The 23,273-nt window shown below is 70.3% G+C and carries 21 protein-coding genes; 3 read left to right on the top strand and 18 right to left on the bottom strand.

The window, feature by feature from the left end; translation table 11 throughout:
- Window positions 1-12 precede the first annotated feature (12 nt).
- The 8 genes from OG598_RS05950 to OG598_RS05915 form a co-directional block, all read right to left on the bottom strand.
- Window positions 13-705, bottom strand: coding sequence for a cysteine hydrolase family protein (locus OG598_RS05950; protein WP_328653416.1), 693 nt, complete (start codon window positions 703-705; stop codon window positions 13-15).
- A gap of 9 nt (window positions 706-714) precedes the next feature.
- Entirely contained in the window at window positions 715-1,404 is a 690-nt protein-coding gene (biuH, locus tag OG598_RS05945; RefSeq protein ID WP_328653415.1) for a biuret amidohydrolase, read from the bottom strand.
- 37 nt (window positions 1,405-1,441) lie between these two features.
- Window positions 1,442-3,244: an allophanate hydrolase gene (atzF, locus tag OG598_RS05940; RefSeq protein ID WP_328653414.1), complete on the bottom strand. Its 1,803-nt coding sequence runs from the start codon at window positions 3,242-3,244 to the stop codon at window positions 1,442-1,444.
- 99 nt (window positions 3,245-3,343) lie between these two features.
- Window positions 3,344-4,009: a GntR family transcriptional regulator gene (locus tag OG598_RS05935; protein ID WP_328653413.1), complete on the bottom strand. Its 666-nt coding sequence runs from the start codon at window positions 4,007-4,009 to the stop codon at window positions 3,344-3,346.
- A gap of 487 nt (window positions 4,010-4,496) precedes the next feature.
- Window positions 4,497-4,880 carry a VOC family protein gene (locus OG598_RS05930; protein ID WP_328653412.1) on the bottom strand — a complete coding sequence of 128 codons (384 nt, stop codon included), beginning with the start codon at window positions 4,878-4,880 and terminating at the stop codon, window positions 4,497-4,499.
- Window positions 4,881-4,973: 93 nt separating this feature from the next.
- Window positions 4,974-6,620 (bottom strand): thiamine pyrophosphate-binding protein, encoded by a 1,647-nt coding sequence (locus OG598_RS05925; RefSeq protein ID WP_328653411.1) that lies wholly within the window; start codon window positions 6,618-6,620, stop codon window positions 4,974-4,976.
- A 12-nt stretch (window positions 6,621-6,632) separates the two neighbouring features.
- Window positions 6,633-7,394: a cyclase family protein gene (locus tag OG598_RS05920; protein ID WP_328653410.1), complete on the bottom strand. Its 762-nt coding sequence runs from the start codon at window positions 7,392-7,394 to the stop codon at window positions 6,633-6,635.
- Window positions 7,395-7,441: 47 nt separating this feature from the next.
- Window positions 7,442-7,870, bottom strand: coding sequence for an ATP-binding protein (locus tag OG598_RS05915; protein WP_328653409.1), 429 nt, complete (start codon window positions 7,868-7,870; stop codon window positions 7,442-7,444).
- A gap of 119 nt (window positions 7,871-7,989) precedes the next feature.
- Between OG598_RS05915 and OG598_RS05910 the strand changes: the two genes are divergently transcribed.
- The 3 genes from OG598_RS05910 (at window position 7,990) to OG598_RS05900 (ending at window position 12,593) form a co-directional block, all read left to right on the top strand.
- The gene (locus OG598_RS05910; RefSeq protein ID WP_328653408.1) at window positions 7,990-9,306 is read left to right on the top strand and encodes a PP2C family protein-serine/threonine phosphatase; all 1,317 of its coding nucleotides are present in this window, start codon (window positions 7,990-7,992) and stop codon (window positions 9,304-9,306) included.
- 135 nt (window positions 9,307-9,441) lie between these two features.
- Window positions 9,442-10,734 carry a serine/threonine-protein kinase gene (locus OG598_RS05905; protein WP_328653407.1) on the top strand — a complete coding sequence of 431 codons (1,293 nt, stop codon included), beginning with the start codon at window positions 9,442-9,444 and terminating at the stop codon, window positions 10,732-10,734.
- An 83-nt stretch (window positions 10,735-10,817) separates the two neighbouring features.
- On the top strand, window positions 10,818-12,593 hold the full coding sequence (locus OG598_RS05900) for a substrate-binding and vWA domain-containing protein (protein ID WP_328653406.1): 1,776 nt from the start codon (window positions 10,818-10,820) through the stop codon (window positions 12,591-12,593).
- A gap of 87 nt (window positions 12,594-12,680) precedes the next feature.
- On the opposite strand, the gene OG598_RS05895 is transcribed toward OG598_RS05900, so the two are convergent.
- The 10 genes from OG598_RS05895 to OG598_RS05850 form a co-directional block, all read right to left on the bottom strand.
- Complete coding sequence (locus OG598_RS05895) at window positions 12,681-13,697, bottom strand: hypothetical protein (RefSeq protein WP_328653405.1); 1,017 nt, start codon at window positions 13,695-13,697, stop codon at window positions 12,681-12,683.
- Window positions 13,694-14,575 (bottom strand): ABC transporter ATP-binding protein, encoded by an 882-nt coding sequence (locus tag OG598_RS05890; protein ID WP_328653404.1) that lies wholly within the window; start codon window positions 14,573-14,575, stop codon window positions 13,694-13,696. The genes OG598_RS05895 and OG598_RS05890 overlap by 4 nt, the downstream gene beginning before the upstream one ends.
- Window positions 14,572-14,961 (bottom strand): GntR family transcriptional regulator, encoded by a 390-nt coding sequence (locus tag OG598_RS05885; protein WP_328653403.1) that lies wholly within the window; start codon window positions 14,959-14,961, stop codon window positions 14,572-14,574. Before OG598_RS05885 ends, OG598_RS05890 begins: the two co-directional genes overlap by 4 nt.
- A gap of 89 nt (window positions 14,962-15,050) precedes the next feature.
- On the bottom strand, window positions 15,051-15,875 hold the full coding sequence (iolB, locus tag OG598_RS05880) for a 5-deoxy-glucuronate isomerase (protein WP_328653402.1): 825 nt from the start codon (window positions 15,873-15,875) through the stop codon (window positions 15,051-15,053).
- 45 nt (window positions 15,876-15,920) lie between these two features.
- Window positions 15,921-17,108 carry a glycoside hydrolase family 88 protein gene (locus OG598_RS05875; protein WP_328653401.1) on the bottom strand — a complete coding sequence of 396 codons (1,188 nt, stop codon included), beginning with the start codon at window positions 17,106-17,108 and terminating at the stop codon, window positions 15,921-15,923.
- 84 nt (window positions 17,109-17,192) lie between these two features.
- Entirely contained in the window at window positions 17,193-17,870 is a 678-nt protein-coding gene (locus tag OG598_RS05870) for a hypothetical protein (RefSeq protein WP_328653400.1), read from the bottom strand.
- A 5-nt stretch (window positions 17,871-17,875) separates the two neighbouring features.
- The gene (locus OG598_RS05865) at window positions 17,876-18,772 is read right to left on the bottom strand and encodes a carbohydrate ABC transporter permease (RefSeq protein WP_145792712.1); all 897 of its coding nucleotides are present in this window, start codon (window positions 18,770-18,772) and stop codon (window positions 17,876-17,878) included.
- On the bottom strand, window positions 18,772-19,635 hold the full coding sequence (locus OG598_RS05860; protein WP_328653399.1) for a carbohydrate ABC transporter permease: 864 nt from the start codon (window positions 19,633-19,635) through the stop codon (window positions 18,772-18,774). The genes OG598_RS05865 and OG598_RS05860 overlap by 1 nt, the downstream gene beginning before the upstream one ends.
- Window positions 19,636-19,751: 116 nt before the next feature.
- Window positions 19,752-21,056, bottom strand: coding sequence for an ABC transporter substrate-binding protein (locus OG598_RS05855; protein ID WP_328653398.1), 1,305 nt, complete (start codon window positions 21,054-21,056; stop codon window positions 19,752-19,754).
- A 42-nt stretch (window positions 21,057-21,098) separates the two neighbouring features.
- The gene (locus OG598_RS05850) at window positions 21,099-23,069 is read right to left on the bottom strand and encodes a DUF2264 domain-containing protein (protein ID WP_328653397.1); all 1,971 of its coding nucleotides are present in this window, start codon (window positions 23,067-23,069) and stop codon (window positions 21,099-21,101) included.
- Window positions 23,070-23,273: the final 204 nt, after the last annotated feature.

The raw sequence follows: 23,273 nt of genomic DNA, 5'->3' as shown, positions 1-23,273 counted from the left end.
GGCTGCTCCCGGTCAGGAGGAGGGCTGCAAAACGGGGGTGGTGGGCAGCGCGGCGCGTACCTGCGCCGAGTCGGCGACCCAGCCGAAGATGCCGCCCTGGGCGGCGATCATGTCGAGTCCGATCCGGTGGAACTCGGGGAAGTAGGACCCGACGCAGTCGGCGAGCACGAGGCACTCGTACCCGCGGTCGTTGGCCTCCCGGACGGTGGTGTGCACGCACACTTCGGTGGTGACCCCGGCGACCAGGAGGCTGCGGATGCCCCGCTCGGTGAGCAGGACGTCCAGGTTGGTGGCGTGGAAGGCGCCCTTGCCGGGCTTGTCGATGACCGGCTCGTCGGGCAGCGGCGTCAGCTCGTCGATGATGTCGTGGCCGTACTCGCCACGGACCAGGATGCGGCCCTTGGGTCCGGGGTCACCGATCCGTTTGCTCGGCGCGCCACGACTGAGCTTGGCCGGCGGGCAGTCGGACAGGTCGGGCAGGTGCCCCTCGCGGGTGTGCAGGATGCTCAGGCCCACGGCTCGGGCGTCGGCCAGCAGCGCCGCGAGCGGCGCGATGGTCCGGCGCAACTGACCGACGTCGTTGCCCAGGCTCTCACCGAACCCACCGGGTTCCAGGAAGTCGCGCTGCATGTCGATGACGAGCAGCGCCGTGGTCGAGAGGTCGAAGGAGTACGGTCCGGGTCGCGCGGCGGCGATGGTCAACATGGGCGCACCTCACTTGGCCGTGGCGGCGATGACGTCGTCGGAGGTGGTGACGCAGCCGAAGACGCCGCCCTGCATGGTGACCATGTGCAGTGCCGCGTCGTGGTTGGCCTTGTCGGTGGCGCCGGTGCAGTCGGAGAGGATCAGGCACTCGTACCCACGGTCGTTCGCCTCGCGCATTGTGGTGTGCACGCAGACGTCGGTGGTGATGCCGGTGAGAATCAGGTGGGTGATGCCCCGGGTGCGGAGCACCAGGTCGAGGTTGGTGGCGTAGAAGGCGCCCTTGCCCGGCTTGTCGATGATCACCTCACCGGACACCGGGGCCACCTCGGGCACGATCTCCCAGCCCGGCTCGCCTCTGACCAGGATCCGGCCGGCCGGTCCGGCGGCGCCGATCTCGGCGCCGATGCGCGCCGAACGCCACCGCTTGTTCGCCGGCAGGTCCGACAGCTGCGGGTCGTGTCCCTCCCGGGTGTGTACGACAAGCATCCCGAGCGATCGTGCGTGCTCCAGCAGCCGGGCAGTGGCCGGCAGGCCGGCCCGGGTGAGGCCGATGTCGTAACCCATTGCGTCGACGTAGCCGCCCGGTCCGCAGAAGTCGGTCTGCCAGTCGATGCAGAGCAGCGCTGTACGCGCGGTGTCCGCCGCGCCGTCGTAGGGCCACGGGTAGGGGTTGGCCGTGACCGGCCCGATGCTGCCCATCCTCTCGCCTCCTGTCGTGATCGCTGGTACTGCCGCGTCAGCGCTGGGCCGCGGATCGGCGGTACGCCCGCCACCCACCGCTGGCGCTGATGTCCTCGGCCGGTGGGCCCGCCGCATACGCTTCGCAGAGGAAACCGAGCACGTCCCGCCCGTCGTGCAGTCGGACCCAGCCGAGCGAGAGGGGTGCCGGCACGCCGGCCAGCAGGCCACCGAGCGCCGCGCTGGGCAGCCGCCACAGCTCGACCTCGATCGGGTGGCCCGTCGAGCCGTCCGGTCCGATCCGGACCAGGCCGGGCAGCCCCTCGCCGTCGGGGGTGTCCATCCGGTACAGCCGGTAGAGCGGTGCGGTGCGGGCGGTGCCGGCGAGGATCGCGCCGTGCCCGAGCAACTCGCCGTTGCGGGACTCACCGGTGAGGTGCCGGCCTACCACGGCGACCAGCAGTTCCGCCGAGCGCTGGGACGGCGGTGAAACGGCCTCGACCGCGCCGGGCGGCGCACCGCCCTCGGTGAGGGTGGCGGCCAGCCGGGCCACTGTGGTGTCGCTGAACGCCGGGCCGATGAGGGTCAGGCTCGCCGGGCGGCCGGAGCTGGTGAACCCGTTGGGTACGGTCACCGCGGCCAGATCGAGCAGGTTCGCGAACTGGGTGTAGCGGCCGAGCATGGCGTTCCGCCCGATCGGGTCCTCGGCGATCTCGTCGAGAGTGAAGGTGGTGCCGACGGTGGGCACCACCAGTACGTCGATGTCCTGCCAGAGCTGGTCGACCTGTGCTCGCAGTTCGCGCAGGCGGTGCTGACCCCGGAAGGCGTCGATCGCGTCGTAGCGCCGCCCGGTCTCCAGTACGGCCCGGGTGACCGCGAGGACCGACTCGGGGTGCGAGCGCAGGAAGCCGTCCAGGGCGACGAGCCGCTCGGCCACCCAGGGTCCCTGGTAGAGCAGGTCGCCCGCTTCGAAGAAGGCGCCGAGGGGCACCGACCGGGGGGACCCGACGAAGGTGCGCAGCCGTTCCACGCCCGCAGCGAAGCGGGTCTCCTGCCCGGTGTCGCCGAAGAACTCCAGGTCTTCTGCCCGGGGCACCCCGAGGCGGAGCGTCCCCGGCGGGCGGGGCACGACCCGCTCGGCCGGGAAGGGACGTCCCCAGGGGTCGGCCGGGGTGACGGCACGGGCGGCGTGCAGCACGTCGAGGGCGCCGGCCACGTCGGGGGCGAAGACCGACACGCAGTCCAGTGAGCGGCAGGCGGGCACCACACCGGCCGTGCTGAGCAGACCCCGGGTGGGCTTGAGGCCGACTATCCCGTTGAGTGCCGCCGGCACCCGGCCGGAGCCGGCGGTGTCCGTACCCAGGGCGAAGCTGACCTGGCCCGCGGCCACCGCGACCGCCGAGCCGGAGCTGGAGCCCCCGGAGATGAGGCCGCCGCCGAACACGCTCTGGCAACTGCCGTACGGCGAGCGCGCGCCGGTCAGGCCGGTGGCGAACTGATCGAGGTTGGTCTTGCCGACCAGCAGCGCGCCGGCATCGAGGATCCGGCGCACCACCGGAGCGTCCTCGGCGGCCAGGTACCCGAAGTCGGGGCAGCCCGCCGTGGTGACCATGCCGGCCACGTCGATGTTGTCCTTGACCGCGAACGGGATCCCGTACAGCGGCAGCGCGTGATCCCCGTGGCGGGTCAGCGATTCAGCGCGTTCACGCAGGACGTCGGCCGGGACCGTGCTGATCCAGACCGGCCCGTCGTCACGCCCGGCAAGCCCGTCCAGGACGCGTTCGGCTTGGTCCGCCGGGGTCAGGCCGCCCTCGCGGTACGCCGACCGAAGCTCCGCAATGGACCTCGTTCGCTCTGGCATACAGTCGATTGTCGACTGTTCTGTTTCAGGAAACCGCGCGGCACGTAACGACGACATGACAGCGCGTGGCCGCAGACCGCCGGCCCTGGCTGACCTCAGCTAGCCGAGGTACGAACGCGCGCCGTGCCCGGAGAGCACGGCGAGCACCTCCTCCGGGTCTCCCCCGGCGACCGCCTCGAACAAGCGCTCGTGCCGGTGGACCCCGTCCAGCGGCTGCGCCAGCTCCGCCTCCCGGCGCAGGTTGATCGCCATGTAGAGCTGAAGCTTCACCAGGATCGAGCCGTACACGGCGGAGAGCTGCCGGTTGCCGGCGAGCGCCACCAGCGCCACGTGGAACTCCCGGTGCGACTCGGCGACCGCCATCCGGTCACCGGCCCGGGTCGCCTCCCTCAACTGATCGAGTGTCGCTCGCAATCCGGCGAGGTCGCTGTCCCGAGCGACCGGGATCCCCGCCCGCACCGAGAAGCGTTCCAGCACGTCACGCAGCTCGTACAGCTCCTGCACGTCGCGGTCCGACAGGGTGGCCACCCGGACTCCACGCCGGGGCACGTGCTCGACCAGCCCCTGCTGGGCCAGCAACCGCAGCGCCTCCCGCAACGGAGCCCGGCTGATCCCCAGCCGCCGGGTCAACTGTTCCTCCACCAGGCGCTCGCCCGGGTCGCTCTTGCCGCTGAGGATTTCCCGGGTCAGCCGAGAGACGGCGAGGTCCACCAGGCTGACGCTCTCCAGCTCACCATCCACCGTCGATGCGGCCACGTCGTCCACGCCGATGAGTCTGCCACCTGCTCCCGAACGGCCGGCGTATGCGCGTCCACCCTGGGCGGGGTCGGGTCGGCTGCGCACGAGGTACGTCTGACGCCACCGTCGGCAAGCGTCAATGGCATCGCCGGCACGGGTGCCGGCCGTCGAGGTAGCCGCCGGTCAGCCCTCGACCCCTACCGCTACCCCCAGGTGCTTTCCACACACCCCTGCCCACTACTCCTCCGGGACGCGTGGCCCAACCTCGCCCCGCCTCAGGTGCTCCGCGTTGCGGTCGGCCTCACTGTCGGCGTGCGCGGCCCCGGAGCCGGGATCCGTCGTTCGGCGCCCCTCGGCGTCCTGATACACCGCGCCGGTCTCGAGGGCCCTCTCCTGCTGGCTCTGCTCAGGCGTAGTCATGAATTCCCACTACCCTCCGGCTCCCCCGGCAAACGGTCCCGCCGGCGCTGCCCGATCGGCTGGCCGCAGCGCCGCCGCGGCAGTGATCATGGCATCACGCGACGCAGAACTCGTTGCCCTCGGGGTCGAGCATGACGACGTGCCCGAGGACGTCGCCGTACCACTCCTCGCGGACCACAGTCGCGCCGGCGGCAACCAGATCCGGCACCTTCTGCCGGATCAACTGGGCGCGCTCGGCCATGTCCCCGGAACCTGGACCGGCCACCCGGATGTCGATGTGCATACGGTTCTTGGCGGATTTACCCTCGGGGACCTTGAGGAAGCTGATGGCAGGGCCCCTGCCGTCCGGATCGACGATGGACGCGTTGTCGGGCTCATCGAAGCCGGGTTCCTTGACATAGCCGAGGGCCAACGCCCAGAAAGCAGCGATCCGCTGGGGATCGTCGGCATCGCATCCCAGGGTCCAAAGAGTGGCCATCGCGCCAACGTACGTCAGCTATGACGCCCTGTCACCGACTGGCTGGCGCTCGGGAGCATGGGAGGTTGGCCCGCCCCTACGCGCGGCGGTGGCCTAGTGGCCACGGAACGCCTCCTCCAACCACCAGGAGCCGCGCGCGGCGCTGACCTTGGCGTCGATCACCAGCGGCCGGGTACGGGGACCAGCGAGCCAGTGGCGTACCGGTGCGAGATCGGCGGCGGTCCGGGCGGTCAACCCGTCGCACCCGTAGCCCCTGGCGATCGCGGCCAGGTCGGTCTCGGGAAAGGTGACAGTCTCCAGCGGGTGCCCGTCCGGGCCGAAGTGGTGCACCTCGGCCCCGTACGCCGCGTCGTCGTAGATCACCACGAGCAGGGGTAGCGCCAGCCGGACGGCGGTGACCAGTTCGGTCGCGGACATGACGAAGCCACCGTCGCCGACCGCGGCGACGGTGAGCCGGTCCGGGCGGGCGACCGCCGCGCCGAGCGCACTGGCCAGGCCGAGCCCGACCGACTGGAACGCCTGGGTGAAACAGAATCCGGCCACGTCCGGCACGTCGAGCCACATCGACGGGTAGCCCATGAAGTTGCCGGAGTCGACCACCACCGTCCGGTCGGCCGGCAGCAGGTCGTCCAGGGCGGTCGAGAGCGTCCTCGGGTCGATCGTCGCCGGCGCTCCGGCGCTCTCATCCTGGTAGGGAACCGTCCGCCACCGGCAGTGGTCACGGATCCGTCGGGCCAGCTCCGGCGTACGCCAGCCGCCGGTGGTGGCGTCCCCGGCCCCGGTGGCGCCGACGCTCAGCCGAGCGAGCAGCGCCTCGGCGACCGCCGACACCTCGCCGGCCACTGTCAGGTCGACCGGACGGTTCACCCCGAACGCGGCCGGCTCGTGGTCGACCTGGACGACGACGGCGGAGGGCGGGATCAGTTCGCCGTGCCGGGTGGTCCACATGTTCAGCGTGCTGCCCCACGCCACGACCAGGTCCGCCGTGCCGATCAGCTCGGCGGTGAGCGGGGTGGCGAAGCCACCGGCCACGTCGAGGTTCCACGGGTTCCCGGCGAACAGTCCCTTCGCCGCGGCCGAGACCGCGAGCAGCGCGCCGCACGCGTCGGCGAGCCGGGTCAGCGGTTCCCGGGCTGCCCGGGCGCCCCGACCGGCGATGAAGACCGGTCGACGGGCGGCCTGGAGCGCGGCCAGCAACGGCTCGAGCTGCGGGGCGGTGACCGGGGTCGGCGCGGCCGTGGGGACCGGGCCGGACCACGGTTCGGTCACGGCCTCCTGCACGTCCAACGGCAGGCCCAGCACCACTGTCGCGCCCCGGGCGGCGGCCCGGTACGCCGCGCCCGCGTCCTCGGCCGCGTGCGTCGCGCGTACCCGGTGGAAGTCGGCCCCGACCGCGGCGGCGAGCGCCGGCAGGTCGATGAAGAAGTTCGACAGCGGCGCTGTCGCCTCCGGGGCCAGGACCACCATCGGGGTACGGCTCTTCGCGGCCTCGGTGAGGCCGGTCAGCGCGTTGGTGACGCCTGGCCCCTGGTGCACCGAGAGCAGTCCCACAGTCCCGGCGGTGCGGGCGTACCCGTCGGCCATGCTGGCCGCGCCGCCCTCGTGGGCCGCCGCCACGAACCGGGCGCCGGCCGCGACGAGCGCGTTCGTGACATGGAAGTTGCCACTGCCCACCACCCCGAAGACGTGCCGTGCGCCGTGTGCGTACAGGACCCGCCCGACCACCTCGGCTACCCGCATCGGTGGCCCGGCCTACCGTTCGACGAGAGCGAGGACCCGACACGGGCTGCCGGAGCCGGAGACGATCGGCAGTGGCCCGGCGATCACCACCGCGCCGGTCGCCGGCAACTGCGCCAGGTTACGGAGCTGGGTCAGGCCGTACTTGTCCTGGCCGAGCAGGTACGAGTGGCACGGGAACGGCGGGTCGAACGAGTGCGCGGCCCCAGCGTCGGTCCCGACCGTCTCCACCCCGACGCCCTGGATCGGCGACTCCTCGGCCAACCAGCGGGCGCACTCCACTGAGATGCCCGGGGAGCGGCCGGCGTTGGCGTACCGCTCCGGGTCGTCGCCGTACGCGTCCCAGCCGGTGCGGTAGAGCAGCCAGCCACCGGGGGGCAGGGCGCCATGTTGCGCCTCCCACGCCTTGACGTGCTCGACCTCGAGCAGGAAGTCAGGATTGTCGGCGGCGTCGGCGGCGTGGTCGATCACCACCGCCGGGGCGATCAGCTGGCTCACCGGGACCTGCGACACGTCCGCACCCTGTTGACCGGTGACCCAGTGCACCGGGGCGTCGAAGTGGGTGCCGGTGTGCTCGCCGGTGGAGAAGTTGTTCCAGTACCAGGCCGGACCCCGGTCGTCGTACCGGCTGATCTCGCTGAGCTGAAACGGCCAGGTCTGGCCGAACTGCTCGGGCAGACCGAGGATCGGGGTCTGGTCCGAGAGCGGAGCGGTGAGGTCGACAACCTGGATCCGGCCGCTGGAGAGAGCGGCGACAAACTCCTGCAGCACCGTCATGCGGCGACGGTACACCCGCTCACGCTCCAGATAGGACCGTGAAATGGCTATCCGCAGGTGCGAGCCGCGATGCGGATGGTGGTGCCTGAGGGGCCGCTGTCGACGAGGAGGTAGTCGGCCATGTTCCCGACCACCCAGAGGCCCATTCCTCCGGTGTCGGACAGGGGCGGTCGCTCGGCGCACGGAACGTAGCGAGCGGGGTGGAAGCCCCGTCCCTGGTCAGTGACTTCACAGGTGAGCTGACCGTTCAGGAGCAGGCGTAGGTCACCTCTGCCTCCGCCGTGCCGAATCGCGTTGATCATCAGTTCGTTGACCGCTGTGACCCAGTTCTCGATCTCGTCGTTGTCGAGGCCGCACCGGCGACTGACGGCCTCGACCTCGTGTCGGACGCGGTTGAGGTCGGCCAGGGTGAACGACGTCGAGAACAGAGGCTTCCTGGCAGCGGGGGCATGGTGATCGAGCGGCGGGTTCACCATCGATTCCCCCCTGTCGGACGGACATGGAGCCTGGGAAGATACCCCACGCCGACGGCACGACACTGTTGATCTAGCTCCTGACGTGCCGTCGACGGCGTGCCGGCGTCTAGGCTGCTGGGGTGACCGATGCCGACCTGGTGACGAACGAGGAGCGGCTGAGACGTATCGAGGCGATCACCGACGCCGCTCTGTCGGGGCTCAACATCGCCGAGTTGCTCGACGAGCTCCTTGAACGGGTCCGGGACCTGCTCAAGGTCGATACCGCCACCATCCTGCTGCTGGACGACCACACCGGCGAGCTCGTCGCGACCGCGGCCAAGGGCCTGGAGGAGGAGGTACGCCGCGGTTTCCGCATCCGGGTCGGGCGCGGCTTCGCCGGCCGAGTGGCAGCGACACGCGCCCCGGTCACGATCGACAACGTGACGCCCGACGACGTGGTGAACCCGATCCTGCTCGCCACGGGCATACGTGCCCTGCTGGGCGTGCCCATGCTCGTCAACGGCAACCTCGTCGGCGTACTGCACGTCGGCTCTCTGGCCCTGCGGCGGTTCGATGCCGACGACGTGCGGCTGTTGCAGCTCGTTGCCGATCGCGCCGGCTTGGCAGGTCAGGCCCGAGCACAGGTTCTCGACCGGCAGGCAGCGCTGGCCCTGCAACACAGCCTGCTACCCGGCCGACTACCCGACATCCCCGGCCTGGACCTGGCCGCCCGGTACGTGCCCGGCCACGACCTGGGCATCGGCGGCGACTGGTACGACGTGTTCACGTTGCCCTCGGGCTGGCTGGGCGCCGTCATCGGTGATGTCTCCGGCCACGGGCTGCCATCCGCCGTCGTCATGGGACGCATCCGCAGCGCACTACGCGCCTACGCTCTCGATTCCGGCGATCCCGCCGTGGCGCTGACCTCCCTCGACCGCAAGATCCACCACTTCGAAGCGGGCACTCTCACCACCGCCGTCTACGCCCTGATCACACCCGACCGCACGAGGGTGCACCTCTCCTCAGCAGGCCATCTGCCACCACTGCTGGCCGTCCCCGGCCATCCCACCCGGCCTGTCAACCTGACGGTGGACCGGCCACTCGGCGTGGGCCGACCATCAACCAATCGCCGCACCACCGTTCTGGACCTACCGCCGGGCGCGGCACTCGTCCTCTACACCGACGGACTGGTCGAACGTCGCAACGAGCTGATCGACACCGGCATCGAGCGCCTCGCCGGCGCCGTGCAGTCCGGGCCAGCCGAGGCGTTGTGCGACCACATCATGGCCACCACCGCGGAGGAGCACCCCACCGACGACATCGCCCTGCTGGTCATCCGCCGCCAACCACCATCGGATCACACCGATCGGGCAGCTGATTCGGATGTACTGCGACAACCGACGGCAATGACCTCGACGAGACACCACGATGACAGGCCGCCCATTCCCGGGACCTAGGGCGCTGGACCCGCTGGGGTTCGACGGTGGGCGGAACTGTCCACGGTCGGACGTCCTCGGTCCTCGGCGGCCGACATGGCACGATGGCCGTGTCCTGCGCCGCCGGTGGCCGGGCACGACACTGATGGAGTCGGGATGTCAGAGCTGGCCGGCCCGCCGGTGCCAGGGTTGGCGAAACTGTGGACGCACGACCCGGTCACCGCCGGCCCGTATCGCCTGGTCGGGCGGTTGGGCGCGGGTGGGCAGGGGGTCGTCTATCTCGGCGAGGACGACGCCGGTGACCGGGTCGCGGTCAAGATGGTCAACGTCGATCTGAGTGATCCACGGGCGCGGTCGCAGTTCGTCAAGGAGATCGCCGCCGCCCGCCGGGTCGCCCCGTTCTGCACCGCGCAGGTGCTCTTCGCGGAGGTGGACGGCGAGCGGCCGTACGTGGTCAGTGAGTTCATCGAGGGCCTGACCCTGCACCGGCACGTCCGCGAGCGTGGTCCGGTGACCGGTAACGCCCTGCACCGGCTCGCGGTCGGCACCGTCACGGCGCTCGCGGCGATCCACAGTGCCGGGGTGGTGCACTGCGATCTGAAGCCGGACAACGTGGTGCTGGGCGAGGACGGTCCCCGGGTGATCGACTTCGGTATCGCCCGGGCGTTGGGCAACACGGAAACGGCGTCCAGCCGGGTCATGGGGACCACCGCGTACATGGCGCCGGAGCGGTTCCGCAACGACGCGATCGGTCCACCCTGCGACGTCTTCGCCTGGGCGGCCACCATCGCCTTCGCCGCCGGTGGTCGGCCACCCTTCGGCAACGACTCGCTCTTCGCCGTGATGCACCGGGTGCTGAACGATCCGCCCGACCTGCCGGCGATGCCTCCCGTTCTGGACGAGCTGATCCGGGAGTGCCTGGCCAAGGAGCCGGCGGACCGGCCGGCTGCCGAGCGCGTGTTGGTGCGGCTGCTTCGGCAGGACGGCAGGGTCACCGCGCCGCTACGTCGGGAGAGCCTGCTCGAGGTCGGCAACGAGACCGCGGGCGCGCCGACTCCCAACCAACCGCTCCCCCAGGTCACGCCGACGGCACCGCAACCGAGCGCGACGCAGCCGCAGGTACCGGCCCGGCCGACGCTGCCGACCCAGGCCCGACCGGCTGAGCCGGCGCACCTGCCGGTGCAAACCCAGCCGGCGCACGTGCCGGCGACGGAGCCGGGCGTTGGTGCTGGAGGCGGCGGCGCGTTGCGGCGGCTGCGTCGTGAGGCCCTTGACGCCTGGGGCATCTCGACAGCGCTCTTCCTCGGTTCGGTTGGCGCCGCCGCCGGCTACGTAGCGTCGAGCGCTGTCGGCCCGGCCGCCGCGGTCGGTGCGGTCGCCTTCGTCGTGGTCTACCTGGTTCGACTGCTGGTCGCGACGGCCCTCGGGAGGCGGTCCGACCGCTGGTGACCGGTGCGCCGGGGTCGGGGTCGCCGACTGGCGCCGCATCGATAGGTTGACTGCCACCAGCCGCCCGCCGAGGAGGACTCCCGATGGCCCCACCCGCTACGCGTACGCGGCAGTGGTTGCCGTACACCGCCGCCGTCACCGCCGGGCTGGTGGTCATCGCCGGGGCGTTCGTGTTCGTCCGACAGCGCCAAGCGGGCAGCGACTGCGCCACCATCCTCCAGGTCAACTCTTCGACCGAGAAGGCGGCTCTGCTGGTAGACCTGGCCGAGCGTTACAACGTGAGCGACCGGTCGATCAAGGGCGGTGGCTGCGCCCGGGTGCACGTCAGCGCGTTGAACTCGGGCAAGGCCACCGAGGCGTTGGCCACCGGCTGGACCCACACCGGCCTGCCGCAGCCACAGGTCTGGCTGCCCACGTCGAGCCTGTGGACCGGCCAGCTCCGGCTGCTCGACGAAGCCGCCGGGCGGGAGCTGCAGACTCCGGACGACTACCCGTCGATCGCCAACAGCCCGTTGGTGATCGCGATGCCACAGCCCAAGGCCGAACTCGTAGGCAAGCGGGGGTCGCTGGGCTGGGGTGAGATCCTGGGCCTTTCCGGGCGGGACGGGTGGGCGGACTTCGGCAAGCCGGAGTGGGGCCGTTTCACCTTCGGCAAGGACAACCCGAACCTGTCCACCTCCGGGCTGGCGGCGACCATCGCCACCTACTACGCGGCGGTGCAACGGGCCAATGACCTGACCCAGTCCGACCTGGCCGACCCGGCGGTCACCCAGTTCGTCCGCCGGATCGAGGCCAACGTGTCGCACTACAGCGACGACTCGGTGGACCTGCTGCGCAGCCTCGCCGAGGCGGACCTGGCCGGCGGGGCGGGCAGTACTGACGACATGAGTGCCATCGTCCTGCAGGAGGAGCTGGTGGACCTCTACAACACGGGCGCGCTCAGCCCTCGGCAGGAAGGGCAGGAGCGGGGCCGCCGGCCGAACGTCCCGCTGGTCGCCGTCCATCCCAAGGAGGGCACGTTCAACCTGGACCACCCCTTCGTGGTGCTGCCCACCGCCGATGAGCGGCAGCGCGCGGCAGCGGCCGACTTCCAGAAGTTCCTGACCGAGGGCGCGCAGCAGGAAAGCTTCGCCCGTCTCGGCTTCCGCAACCATGAGCGCCGCGCCTCGGCGGAGCTGCTCGCCAGCGTCGGCGCCGAGCCCACCGGCGGGCTGAACTACTTCGAGCCACCGGAACCGCAGGTGGTCAGCGCGATGCTGGACGGCTGGCGCACGCTCCGCAAGAAGGCCAACATCCTGATCACCTTGGACACCTCGGGGTCCATGCTGGCGAAGGTCGGCACCCGTACCCGTTTCCAGGTGGCCTCGGCGGCGGCGAGCAAGGGTCTCGCGCTGCTCAACACCGAAGACCGGGTGGGTCTCTGGTCGTTCTCCTCGGAGACGCAGCAGCGGCCGAAGAGCCCCTACCGGGAGGAGGTCCCGCTCGGCGGGTTCGACCAGAAGCGGATCAACAGCAAACTCGCGGGCCTGCAGGTCGCTGGCGATACCGCGCTCTACGCGACGATCCGGGCCGCACACCGAGAACTGCTCGACCGGTACGACCCGCAGCGGATCAACGCGATCGTGGTGCTGACCGACGGCAAGAACGAGTACAGCAAGGACAACGACCTGGCCCGGTTGCTCGCCGAGGTGGCCCTGGACCCGCGGCGTCCGGTGAAGGTGTTCTGCATCGCCCTGGACCGGGAGTCGGACTTCGCCACCCTGGACCGGATCGCCAAGGCGTCGTCGGGCAAGGCCTTCGACGCCACCGACCCCGCCAAGATCGACGAGGCGTTCGTGAAGCTGGTCAGCAGCTTCTGACACTCCCCCAGGCCCGCTGGCCGGTAGTACGGGCCGACAGAGAGGTGGGGGGCCAGGCGCTCGGCCTGCCCCCCACCGGCTCTGCCGTCAGACGAGTCGGCGGCGGACCCACCAGAGGGAGAACAGGGACAGCACGACGGTCAACGCGATCAGCACGCCGAACTCTCGCCATTGCAGGCCCCAGAACTTCGAGCCAGGCACGTAGCTCACCTTCAGGCTGAGGTTCTGCTCGCCCAGCCATGTCTGGCACGCCTCCCGCCCACCGGACGCCCTCGGCCCGCACCGGGTCATGTCGGCCGGACCGGTGAACTCCGCTCCGGTCGAGGTGATCGTGGTGCTCGACACGACCCAGTCACCCCTGCGTTCGGGCTGGACGTGGACCGTCATCTGCCCGGTGTCGGAGCTCATCGAGATCCCGAAGTCGCCGTCGAACGTCAGAGGGGTGACCGTGGTGATCGGCTGGGCCAGCCAGGGGCGCACCACGAACGGCGCGGCGATCTGGAGGCTGACCACCACCAGCAGGGTCACTGCCATCGCGCCCAGGGTCCGCCGCAGCAGCAGCCCGGTGGCGACACCCACCACGAAGGCCAGCGTCGCGTAGCCCACCGGGACGATCCCCCGGGCTGCGAACACCAGCGGGTTCATCCGGTCCGCCGAGGCCCCGTCGATCGGCTGCGCCCACTCGGTCAGCACCAGGCTGAGCAGGCCGGCACCGAGCGCGGCGGCACCGCCGCCGATCGCCAGTTTGACCAGCAGCCAACGTCCGCGGCTGACGGACTGGCTGAAGACCATGCGGTACGTGCCGGACTCCAACTCCCGGGCCACCAGCGGTGCGCCCCAGAAGATGCCCACCAGGGCAGGCAGCAGGTACAGGGCCCCGATGGCGGCGATGTGGAACTCACTCGCCCATCCCGGTTGCAGCGCCTGGAGGAACGCCTCGCCGGCGGCACGACAGGCGTCGCCCTGGCAGCCGGTGTATCCGGTCTGCGTGGCCAGCTCGGTGACCTCCGACCAGGTCAGCGCCAGAGCGCCCAGGAGCGCCAGCAACAGGGTGCCGGTGGCCAGGGCCGGGGTGCGGAACTGCCGCCAGGTCATCCAGATCATCGCTGTCCCTCCAGAACCCGGCCCGTACCGTCGTCGGTGGCACCGCTCATGTACGCCAGCACGATGTCCTCCAGGTCCAGCCGGTCGACCTGCCAGGACGGGTCGACGATCGGCGCGGTGCTGCGTACCACCAGTGTCGACTGCACCTCGGTGTGACTCTGCTCGACCAAGGCGCGCCCGGCGCCCAGGTCGGCGGTGTCGCGCCGCCGCCCGACCAGACGGTGGTGGGTGGCGAGCAGGTCGTCCACGTCGCCGGCCACCCGCACCCGAGAGGCGACCAGCACGATCAGGTGGTCGCAGACCCGTTCCAGGTCGGCGACCAGGTGCGAGGACATCACGATGCTCATGCCCTGCTCCGCGGTCAGCTCCATCAGCCCCTGGAGGAAGTTGCGCCGGGCGAGCGGGTCGAGTGCCGCCACCGGCTCGTCGAGCAGCAGGAGATTGGGCCGCTTCGCCGCGGCGACGGTCAGGGCCAGTTGGGCGCGCTGGCCACCGGAGAGCTTGCCCGCCTTCTGTTTCGGGTCCAGGCCGACCTGGGCGATGCGCCGCTCGGCGAGCGCGGCGTCCCAGGACGGGTTGAGGTGCGCGCCCATCCGCAGGTGGTCGGCGACGGTCAGGCCGGCATAGACCGGGGTGTCCTGCGCGACGAACCCGACCTGCGGCGACCCGCTGACCGGCCGCGCGCCGAGCACTTCGATCCGCCCCGCGGTCGGATCGAGCAGCCCACAGGCCAGTTGCAGCAGCGTGGACTTACCGGCGCCGTTCGGCCCGACCAGGCCCACGACGTGGCCGGCCGGAATGTCCAGAGTGCAGTCCTTCAGTGCGGGGCGCCGGCCGTACCGCTTGGTCAGACCGTCCGCGATCAGGGCGCTAGTCATCCTCGGGCCTCCGAAAATGTCCGAAAGCTGCTGAGGAAGAGCGCCTCGATGCTCTCGTCGTCCAGGCCCGCCTCCCGTGCCTCGGTCAGCCAGCGGGCCAGGCCCTGCCGCAGCGGCTCGTGCTTACTCAGCGAGTCGCCGGCCAGCGTGCGGGTGACGAACGTGCCCAGCCCGGGCCGGGCGGTGACCAGGCCCTCGTACTCCAACTCGCGGTACGCCTTGGACACCGTGTTCGGGTTGATCGCGACCCGGGCCACCACCTCCTTCACTGTGGGCAGTTTGTCGCCCTCGTTCAGAACTCCGAGCCGGAGCGCGTGGCGTACCTGTCGGATGAGCTGCATGTACGGCGCTACCCCGGACCGTGCGTCCAGGTGAAACTCGATCACCTCACCACCCCATTCCACTAGTTGCCTAGCACAATAGGGTGATGGACGGTCTGTCCGCTACCTCGTTGCGATGGGTCCCACCAACGTGACTACAGGCCGAGGCTCCTCAGGGTCGGTACGGCCTGGCCCACCCAGGCGAGGTCGGCGTCCTCGCGAGCGCCCTGGGTGCGTTGCGTGCCGGCCAGGAACCACAGGAAGTAGGTGGTGTAGCCGGGTGCGCTGACCACCGTGTGGTACCCCTCGGGCATCATCTGCATCACATGGTCACGGATGGTGACGTTCTCCTCGTACCCGTCGTCGGTGTAGACCCGGCTGATGCCGAACCCGTTCGCCGGGTTGACGCGGTAGTAGTACATCTCCTCGTGCGCGGCCTCGGCGGGCAGGTCGTCGACCTTGTGCCGGTGCGGCGGATAGGTGCTCCAGTTGCCCGAGGGCGTGTAGGTCTCGCCGACGATGAGCCGGCGGGCCGGCAGGTCCGGCTGGGAGACTTCGGTGAGGATCTGGTGGTAGGTACGGCCGAAGTTGGCCGCTCCCCACCGGCCCCCCACGACCTGCTCCGGTGCGATCACATACGGGTCCGTGGCCAGTTCGCTGGGTGCGCTGGGTAGGGCTATCTCCACGGCGGTGACCGCCTCGACGGTCACCGAGGAGCCGGCCGGGATGTAGACGGAGTGTGGCTTGCCGGAGAAGACGTCCGGACGCTGGCCGACCTGCGGGAAGTGGCGGCCGCCGACGGTGAAGCTGGCCGTGCCACCGAGGATGACGGCCAGGATCTCCCGGTCACCGGACTCACCGGTCCAGGACTCGCCGGCGGACAGCCGCAGCAGTGTGAAGTCCAGCAGTCGGCAGGGATTGAAGGGCAGCGTGTTCCGGCCGTCGACGGCGGGAATGGAGCAGTGGTAGCGGTAGTCCATGGTCACCTTTCGGGATGCGGGGCGGAGCGGGTCGGTGCGCGGTGGTCACCAGGGGCTGGTCCAGCCCGGGATGGTGGCGCGGGTGAGGGCTTCCAGGTAGAAGTAGTCGCCCCACAGGGTTCCCTCGTCGACGCCGACGCTCTTGGGTTTGTCGTAGACGCCGTGCAGGATCAGCGCGTTCGAGACCGGATGGCCGGCGGTGGAGTAGTGGCCGATGAGCGAGCGCAGGATCTCGGCGGCGGCTTTCCGGTACCGGTCGGCGCTGGCCTTGTCGTCGGTGAGGCCGTCCGCCAGTTCGACAAGGCCGCAGGCGGCGATGGCCGCGGCCGAGCTGTCCCGCTCCTGGCCGCTGCCGTCGCCGAACTCCAGATCCCAGTAGGCGACGTGGTCGTCCGGCAGGTGGGCGAGGAAGCGGTCGGCGCAGGTCCTCGCGGCGGCGAGCAGCGCGGGGTCGCCGATGTGCCGGTGGTTGAGGCTGAACCCGTAGATGCCCCATGCCTGCCCGCGTGCCCAGCAGGAGTGGTCGGAGTGGCCCTGTTCGGTTTCGCCGCGAAGCGGCGCGCCGCTGGCCGGGTCCCAGTAGAAGGTGTGGAAGGTGGTGCCGTCCGGACGCAGGATGTGCTGGCGCAGCTGAGCGGTGTGCCGGCGGGCCGCGGCGGCGTAGCGGTCGTCGCCGGTGGTCTGGCTGGCCCAGAAGAGCAGCGGCGTGTTCATGAGGCTGTCGATGATCGTGCGCCCGCGTTGGCGGGGGTCGTTCAGGTCGCCCCAGGCCTGAATGATTCCGGCGGGTTCGAGGACGCGCGTCATCAGGTGGTCGGCGGCGGCGAGGGCCGCGTCCCGGGCCTGTGAATCGCCGGTACGACGGGCCGGGGTGACGCAGCCGAGGGTGTAGAGGAACCCGAGGTCGTGGGTGTCCAGGTCGATGCCGTGGGTCATCCGGGCCGCGAAGCTGTCCACGTGGGAGAGCGCTGCCCGCAGGTGGCGCTCGTCGCCGGTCAGGTCGTGTGCCAGCCAGAGCATGCCGGGCCAGAAGCTCGTGGTCCAGCCGACGTTGGCGCCCTCGGGCTGGCCTGCGCTCGGTGGCCGGAGCGGGTAGCGGTTCGCGTCGGTGGTGTCCGCGGGGTACCGGTCGCCGAAGGTGGCGATGTTCGCGTCGACGGTACGTATCGCGGCTGCCACCGCGGCCGCCGTGGCCTCAGCGTCGGAGTTGGGACGGACGTCGGTCGCCGTCATGGATGCTGTTCTCCCTCGTGTGTCCGGTCCGGTGCCGGGCAGGTGTGTCGTCGGCGTCCCGGCTCGGTGGCCGGAACCTGGTGCTCAGGTGGTCTGGGGTGCGGTCGTCGGTGGGTCGAGGGCGGCGCGCACTGTGAAGCGGCTGTTGGCCCAGACGACGTAGAGCAGTGGCGCGGCGGCGAGGCCGAGCGCGATCGCGGGGCGGGCCGCCAGGATCTGGGCGAGCAGCACGAGGACGAGCAGAGACACGGCGGTGAGGTACCAGCGGCGCACCGCCAGGTACACGCAGGCACGGGCCACGTCACGCAACCGCGCTGTGGGTCGGTCGGCGAGGGTCACCAACCCCAACAGCGTGGTCGCGACGGTGAGGGTGATCAGGGTCGCGAGGACCGGCAGGGCCAGTGCGCCGACCCGGTGGCCCCAGGCGGCGCGGGCGTCGACGGCGAGCACGACCAGGGCACCCATGGCTGCCGCCGTCCACAGCATCGCCGGCCGGGCGGTGGCTCGCCAGGCGCGGCCGTAGGTGCGCAGGACACCGCCGGTGTCGCCGGCCGAGTAGGCGGACATGACCGCGAAGACCGCACAGAGCCCTGGCGCGCAGAGCGGGGCGGTCAGCGCGTAGAGCGGCCACGAGCGCGCCGCCTCGGTGGTGAACGCGAGCGTCACCAGTGGCAGGCAACCGAGCACCAGCAGCAGATTGGTGACGAGCGCGACGTAGAACCCGTCGAAGACGGCGGTGATGGTGTTGTGGCGCGAACGCATGGGCCTCAACCCTTCAGTCCGGTCGAGGCGATGCCCTCGATGAAGTGGCGCTGGCCGAGCAGGAAGATGACGGCGACGGGCAGCACCGACAGCACCGAGCCCGTCATGATCAGCGCGTACTCGGCGTTGTACTGCGAAACGAAGGTGTTCAGCCCCAACTGGATGGTGCGCAGCTCCGGACTGCGCAGGTAGATCAGCGGGCCGAGGTAGTCGTTCCAGGTGGTCACGAACGTCAGCAGGGCCAGGCTGGCCAGCGCCGGCCGGGACAACGGCAGCATGATCCGTCGGTAGATGCCGAACTCGCTGAGCCCGTCCACCCGAGCTGCTTCGCTGAGCTCCTCGGGAATCGTCTCGTAGAACTGCTTCATCAGGAACACGCCGAACGCGCCGAACGCCTGCAGCGCGACGATCGACCACAGCGTGTTCGACAACTGCAACTTCGACATGAGGATGAACTGCGGAATCATGTACGACTGCCAGGGCACCGCGATCGTCCCGACGTACGCCAGGAAGAGCGCGTTGCGGCCGGGAAAGCGGACCCGGGCGAAGCCGTAGGCGGCGAAGCTGCCGGTCACCACCTGGAGAAGGCTGACGACCACCGACAGCAGCAGCGTGTTCCCCAACCACGTCGTCATGTCCGAGCGCTGCCAGATGTCGAGGTAGTTTCGCCACACCACGGGATCGGGGAGCCAGGTGATCGGGATGGTGAAGACGTCGCTGTTGGTCTTCAACGACGCCACCACCATCCAGTAGAACGGCAGCAGCAGCCCGGCCGCCGCGAGCACGAGGGCGGCGTACCCGACGAGCCGCCAGCCCCGGGACCGGACCGGTCGGCCGGGCGCGTCGCGGTTGCCGGGCGCGGCGACGGCCGGGGCGGGCAGCGAGAGGTCGGTAGCGGTCATCAGCTGTTCCTCCGCTTGTTGACCATGAACTGGATGACCGTGATGCTGAAACAGATGGCGAACAGGACGACCGAGACCGCCGAGGCGTAGCCGAACTGGTTCTCCTCGAAGCCCTTCTGGTAGATGTACTGCGACAGCACCAGCGTGGACTGGCCCGGGCCGCCGCCGGTCATCACGAGGATGAGGTCGAAGACCTTGAAGCTTTCGATGGTGAGCAGCACCGTGACGAAGAAGGTGGTGTGCCATAACCCGGGGAGGGTCACGTGCACGAACCGCTGCCACGGTGAGGCGCCGTCGGTCTCGGCCGCCTCGTAGAGCTGGGCCGGGATGGTCTGCAGGCCGGCCAGGAACAGCAGCATGTAGTAACCCATGTACCGCCACGTGCCGACGATGATGACCGCCGGCATCGACCAGGTCGACGACGTGGTCCAGCCCGGCGCGTCGTCCACCCCGACGGCGCCGAGGAGAGCGTTGATCGGGCCGTACTCCGGGCTGAACAGCTGGTTCCAGACGATCGCGATCGCCACGATCGAGGTGATGTAGGGGAAGAAGGCGACGGTGCGGAAGAACCGTACGCCGCGCAGTTTGCGGTTGAGCAGGAGCGCCAGCCCGAGTGACGCCGCGAGGGTCAGCGGGATGTGGAAGACCGTGTAGTAGACGGTGTTGCGCAAGGCGGTCCAGAAGCTCGCGTCGCTCCACATTCGCCGGAAGTTGGCGGTGCCGGTCCACTCGGCCACTCCGAAGACGTTCCAGTCGGTGAAGGCCACGTAGAACAGCACGAGGACGGGTAGCAGGGTGAGCACCGCGAAGCCGACGAAGTTGGGCAGGATGAACGACCAGCCGGCGACCGTGTCGCGCGACACCAGCCGCCGGTTCCTGGGTCTCGTGCGCGGCAATGTTGCCATAGGGAGTCTCCGGAAGCGTTCGGCATGGTGGCGGGACCGGCGTGCGCTTCAGGCGCGCCGGACCCGCCATCAGCTCACTGGTTGAGGACCTCGTTCTTGGCGCGGGTCTGCGCCTTGCTCAGCTCCGCGTCGACGCTCTTGCTGTCGGAGAGGATCGCCGAGTGCGTCTCGTTGAGGAGGTTCTGCAGGCCGGCGGTGTGCTTCGACACCGGGTTCTCGGGCTTGACGGTGTGCTTGGCGTAGGCGAACTTCGACAGGTCGTCCTGCGGTACGCCGTCCAGCCCGAACAGCGTCGCGGTGACCGCGTCGGTGACCTGGGCCGGGGTGATGCCGATCCCGGCCAGCGCCTTGCCGGCTTCCGGGCCGGCCGCGTACTGGAGGAAGGCCTTGGCCGCGGCGGTCTTGGACTTGCTGATCTTCGGGTTGATACCCAGGCCGGTCGGGTCGCCGAAGGTGACAGGTGTGGCGGAGGTGCCGGTGGTGGACTTGTCGAACTGCGGCGCCGGGGCGATCCCCCACTGGAACGTGTCGGCGTCACCGCTCTTGCGCTGGTTGAGCAGCGTGGCCACGTACCAGGTGCCCATCAGCAGCATCGCCGACTGCTGCTTGCCGAACTGCGCCTGGTAGGTGAGTTTGTTGGTCTTCGCCGTGCCGAAGGTCGGCTGCGCGCCGGCCGCCTGAAGGTCCAGTGACCGCTCGTAGTACGGCTTGAGGTAGCCGTAGTCCCCGGAGAGCAGGTCCGCGTTGGGGGTCTGGGCGAGCGCGAATCCCTGCACTGTCGACTGGAAGGTGTGCTGGTAGGCGCCGGTCGCGTTCGAGCCGGCCCCCTTCAGCCCGGTGTGCAGTCGCTTCGCCGCGTCGGTGTAGTCGTCCCAGGTCCAGCTGCCGTCCGGCGGCGCCACCTTCGCCTTCGCGAACAGGTCCTTGTTGTAGAACAACACCCACGAGTCCTGCCGGTACGGCACCGCGTACGCCTTGCCATCCACCTGGTACGGCGCGAGCGCCGGGCTCGAGCCGAGACTGGAGGCGGCGTCGGAGACGTCGAGCAGCTGACCACCGCTCTGGTACGTGTAGAAGTTCTTGAGGGTCTTCATGACGTAGACGTCCGGGGCGGTGCCGGCGGCCAGGTCCGTGATCATCTGGGTGTCGTAGTCGTTGCCTGCGGCGTACTCCTTGAGCTGCACCGTCACGTTCGGGTGGGTCGCCTTGAAGCCGTCGGCGAGCGTCTTGAACTCGGGCGTGGACGACAGGGTCCAGCCGGCCAGGGTGATGGTCACCGGGGCATTGGGGTCGACTGGCTCGTCTCCGCCGCCGCAACCGGCGAGAACGAGCGTCAGGGCCGTCGCAGCGCTGATGACGGCCGGTATCGCACGCTTCATCCCTCTCTCCTTCAGGTCAAGGGCCCGGACGGGCCCGCACTGCTACCAGGACGCCTGGGTGGGCCTGGCATGCTCCGTGTCCAGACGGGTCGACGTGCTGATCCCGTCGGGCCAGTCGACCGCCAGGTGGAGGCCGCGACCGTCCTCGTCGACCACGGCCTGGCATGCCTGCCCGGCCGTGGCCACCGGCGCCCTGGACAGCTCCGTGAAGGTGGCGACCCATGCGCCCGGCCGGACAGGGTGGTCCAGCCAGGGCACGACCAGCCCGCCGGCCAGGGGCCCCCCGTGCGGAACGGCGGTGACACCCGCCGTTCCGCCGCCGTGAACGCTGTCGAGCCGGCTGGTCAGGTCGGCTCCGGTCACGACCGCCACACCGCCGCCGGTGGTGGCCGTCGCATCCCCGGCAATGGCCCAGCCGCCGATCCGTAGCCTCAGCGCAGCCACCTCCACGCCGTCGGCGAGGTCGTCGACGCGGGTCAGACGTAGTTCCCAGGGGCCGCGGACCAGCGAATACACGGTGAGGTGCCCGGCCGGTCGGTACCGGCCCACGCGGCCGCCGCCGTGATCGGGCTGACCCGGATCCGGGTCGACCCAGTGGGCGAGGGCACGTGACCCGGCCACGCCCACGCCGTCGGTGTCGACGTGAACGGTCAGCAGGCGCATCCCGGCGCGGTGGGTGACCCGGCCCGCGTCGTCGACGAGAGTGACGGACTGGTCGAGCGGACTGGCCCAGCCGCTGTCGTCGAGGACCGGGGTGGTGGCGGTGGAGTAGCCCAGTCGGGCGTAGAGCGGGGAATCTGAGACGGTGGCACCCTCGACGGCATGGTCGGTGCCGTGGTTGACGACGCGGACGATGCCGTCGGCACGGGTGCTGGAGACCAACCAGCCTGGCGCGTGTATCGCCCGCACCGCGTCGCACTCCTCCACCGGCAACGGCTCCTCGGGAGTCGTCCAGACCGGATGGTCGGCGGGTAGCGCGATGCCGAGCAGGCCCTTGCTGGCCCAGTACGGCGAGCCCGGCCCGGAGTACGACTGCGCCAGACGCGGCCACGGCCCGTGCCAGCCGAGGGTGAGCAGACCGCGTTCGTCCAGGGCGTCGTTGGCGACGAAGTGACGCACGATGCGGGTGGCCGCGCCGCGCAACCGGCCGAGGCTGACCGAGGGCACGCCGGCGATGGCGCCGACCCAGAACGGCGCCGCCGCGGCGAAGCGGTAGGTCAGGCTTCGCCCCTGGATCAACGGTGAGCCGTCGGCGCCCACGAGTGCGACAGCGTCGCTCAGAAAGCGGTCGAGGCCGGCCAGGTCCCGTTCGCGGCGCTGCTCGGCCAGGTCCGCGGCGCCGGCCATGCGGGCCCACAGTGTCGGGTAGAGGTGCAGGGCCCAGCCCACGTAGTGGTCGTAGGCGCGGTCCGACCCGTCGGACATCCAGCCGTCCCCGCGGGCGAAGCCGTCATGGGTGGTCAGGTCGTCGTTCATCTCGTCGAGCGAGTGCGGCCCGCCCACCGAACGCAGGAACGTCTGTACGACCAGCCGGAACCAGACCCAGTTGATCCGTGGGTACGTGTCGTCGCCGACCGCCGGGCGCAGATAGTCCACCACCCGCTCGTGCACCACTGACGGAAGTCGATCCCAGATCCACGGGCGGGTCATGTCCAGGACCAGCGCGATGGAGGCGGCCTCCACCTTCGCCTGGGGGTGCTCGTCCAAGCGCACCCAACGGTCCGGAGAGCTCGGATCGGTGCCAGCGGTGATGCCTGCCGTGTACCGGTCCACGAGTTCGTCCAGGCCCACGCCCCGTGCACCCGCGATGCGGAACCCAGCCAGCAGGAACGTGCGGGCGAAACCCTCCAGTCCGTCGACGGCCCGCCCGTAACCGCCCTCCGGTCCGGGAAAGGTGACGAGGGCGTGTCCGGGCGACGCGAACGGTCGGGCGGCGGCGAGCATCCGGTCGGCGAGGGCCAACCAGTCGTTCCGGCTCCAGGTCGGTGCGGTGGCGACATCGGAGGCCGTCACTGGTGCCACCTGGCCCGTCGTTCCGAACATCATCCGTGGTCCTGTCGCATCGATCGGTCTCCGTCGACTGTGGCGAGCGGGGCGTTGCCCATGAATGTGACGCGCAGGCATCCGCAGGGTTTCCGAAGTAAAACGCTCACAAAGGAGCAAGTCAATGCCGTTCCCAAACGAATGCGAACACACTCGATCAAGAGAGCGCACAAC

This window comes from Micromonospora sp. NBC_00330 (genome assembly GCF_036136635.1).
Lineage (GTDB): Bacteria > Actinomycetota > Actinomycetes > Mycobacteriales > Micromonosporaceae > Micromonospora > Micromonospora salmantinae.
This window is presented reverse-complemented; position numbering and strand designations above follow the sequence as displayed.

Coding starts and splice junctions, on each gene's coding strand:
- atzF (WP_328653414.1), bottom strand. CDS start 3,244: ATGCCAGAGCGAACGAGGTCCATTGCGGAGCTTCGGTCGGCGTACCGC.
- OG598_RS05900 (WP_328653406.1), top strand. CDS start 10,818: ATGGCCCCACCCGCTACGCGTACGCGGCAGTGGTTGCCGTACACCGCC.
- OG598_RS05915 (WP_328653409.1), bottom strand. CDS start 7,870: ATGGTGAACCCGCCGCTCGATCACCATGCCCCCGCTGCCAGGAAGCCT.
- iolB (WP_328653402.1), bottom strand. CDS start 15,875: ATGGACTACCGCTACCACTGCTCCATTCCCGCCGTCGACGGCCGGAAC.
- OG598_RS05905 (WP_328653407.1), top strand. CDS start 9,442: ATGTCAGAGCTGGCCGGCCCGCCGGTGCCAGGGTTGGCGAAACTGTGG.
- OG598_RS05895 (WP_328653405.1), bottom strand. CDS start 13,697: ATGATCTGGATGACCTGGCGGCAGTTCCGCACCCCGGCCCTGGCCACC.
- OG598_RS05870 (WP_328653400.1), bottom strand. CDS start 17,870: ATGCGTTCGCGCCACAACACCATCACCGCCGTCTTCGACGGGTTCTAC.
- OG598_RS05890 (WP_328653404.1), bottom strand. CDS start 14,575: ATGACTAGCGCCCTGATCGCGGACGGTCTGACCAAGCGGTACGGCCGG.
- OG598_RS05925 (WP_328653411.1), bottom strand. CDS start 6,620: ATGCGGGTAGCCGAGGTGGTCGGGCGGGTCCTGTACGCACACGGCGCA.
- OG598_RS05930 (WP_328653412.1), bottom strand. CDS start 4,880: ATGGCCACTCTTTGGACCCTGGGATGCGATGCCGACGATCCCCAGCGG.
- biuH (WP_328653415.1), bottom strand. CDS start 1,404: ATGGGCAGCATCGGGCCGGTCACGGCCAACCCCTACCCGTGGCCCTAC.
- OG598_RS05865 (WP_145792712.1), bottom strand. CDS start 18,772: ATGACCGCTACCGACCTCTCGCTGCCCGCCCCGGCCGTCGCCGCGCCC.
- OG598_RS05920 (WP_328653410.1), bottom strand. CDS start 7,394: ATGACGGTGCTGCAGGAGTTTGTCGCCGCTCTCTCCAGCGGCCGGATC.
- OG598_RS05855 (WP_328653398.1), bottom strand. CDS start 21,056: ATGAAGCGTGCGATACCGGCCGTCATCAGCGCTGCGACGGCCCTGACG.
- OG598_RS05950 (WP_328653416.1), bottom strand. CDS start 705: ATGTTGACCATCGCCGCCGCGCGACCCGGACCGTACTCCTTCGACCTC.
- OG598_RS05875 (WP_328653401.1), bottom strand. CDS start 17,108: ATGACGGCGACCGACGTCCGTCCCAACTCCGACGCTGAGGCCACGGCG.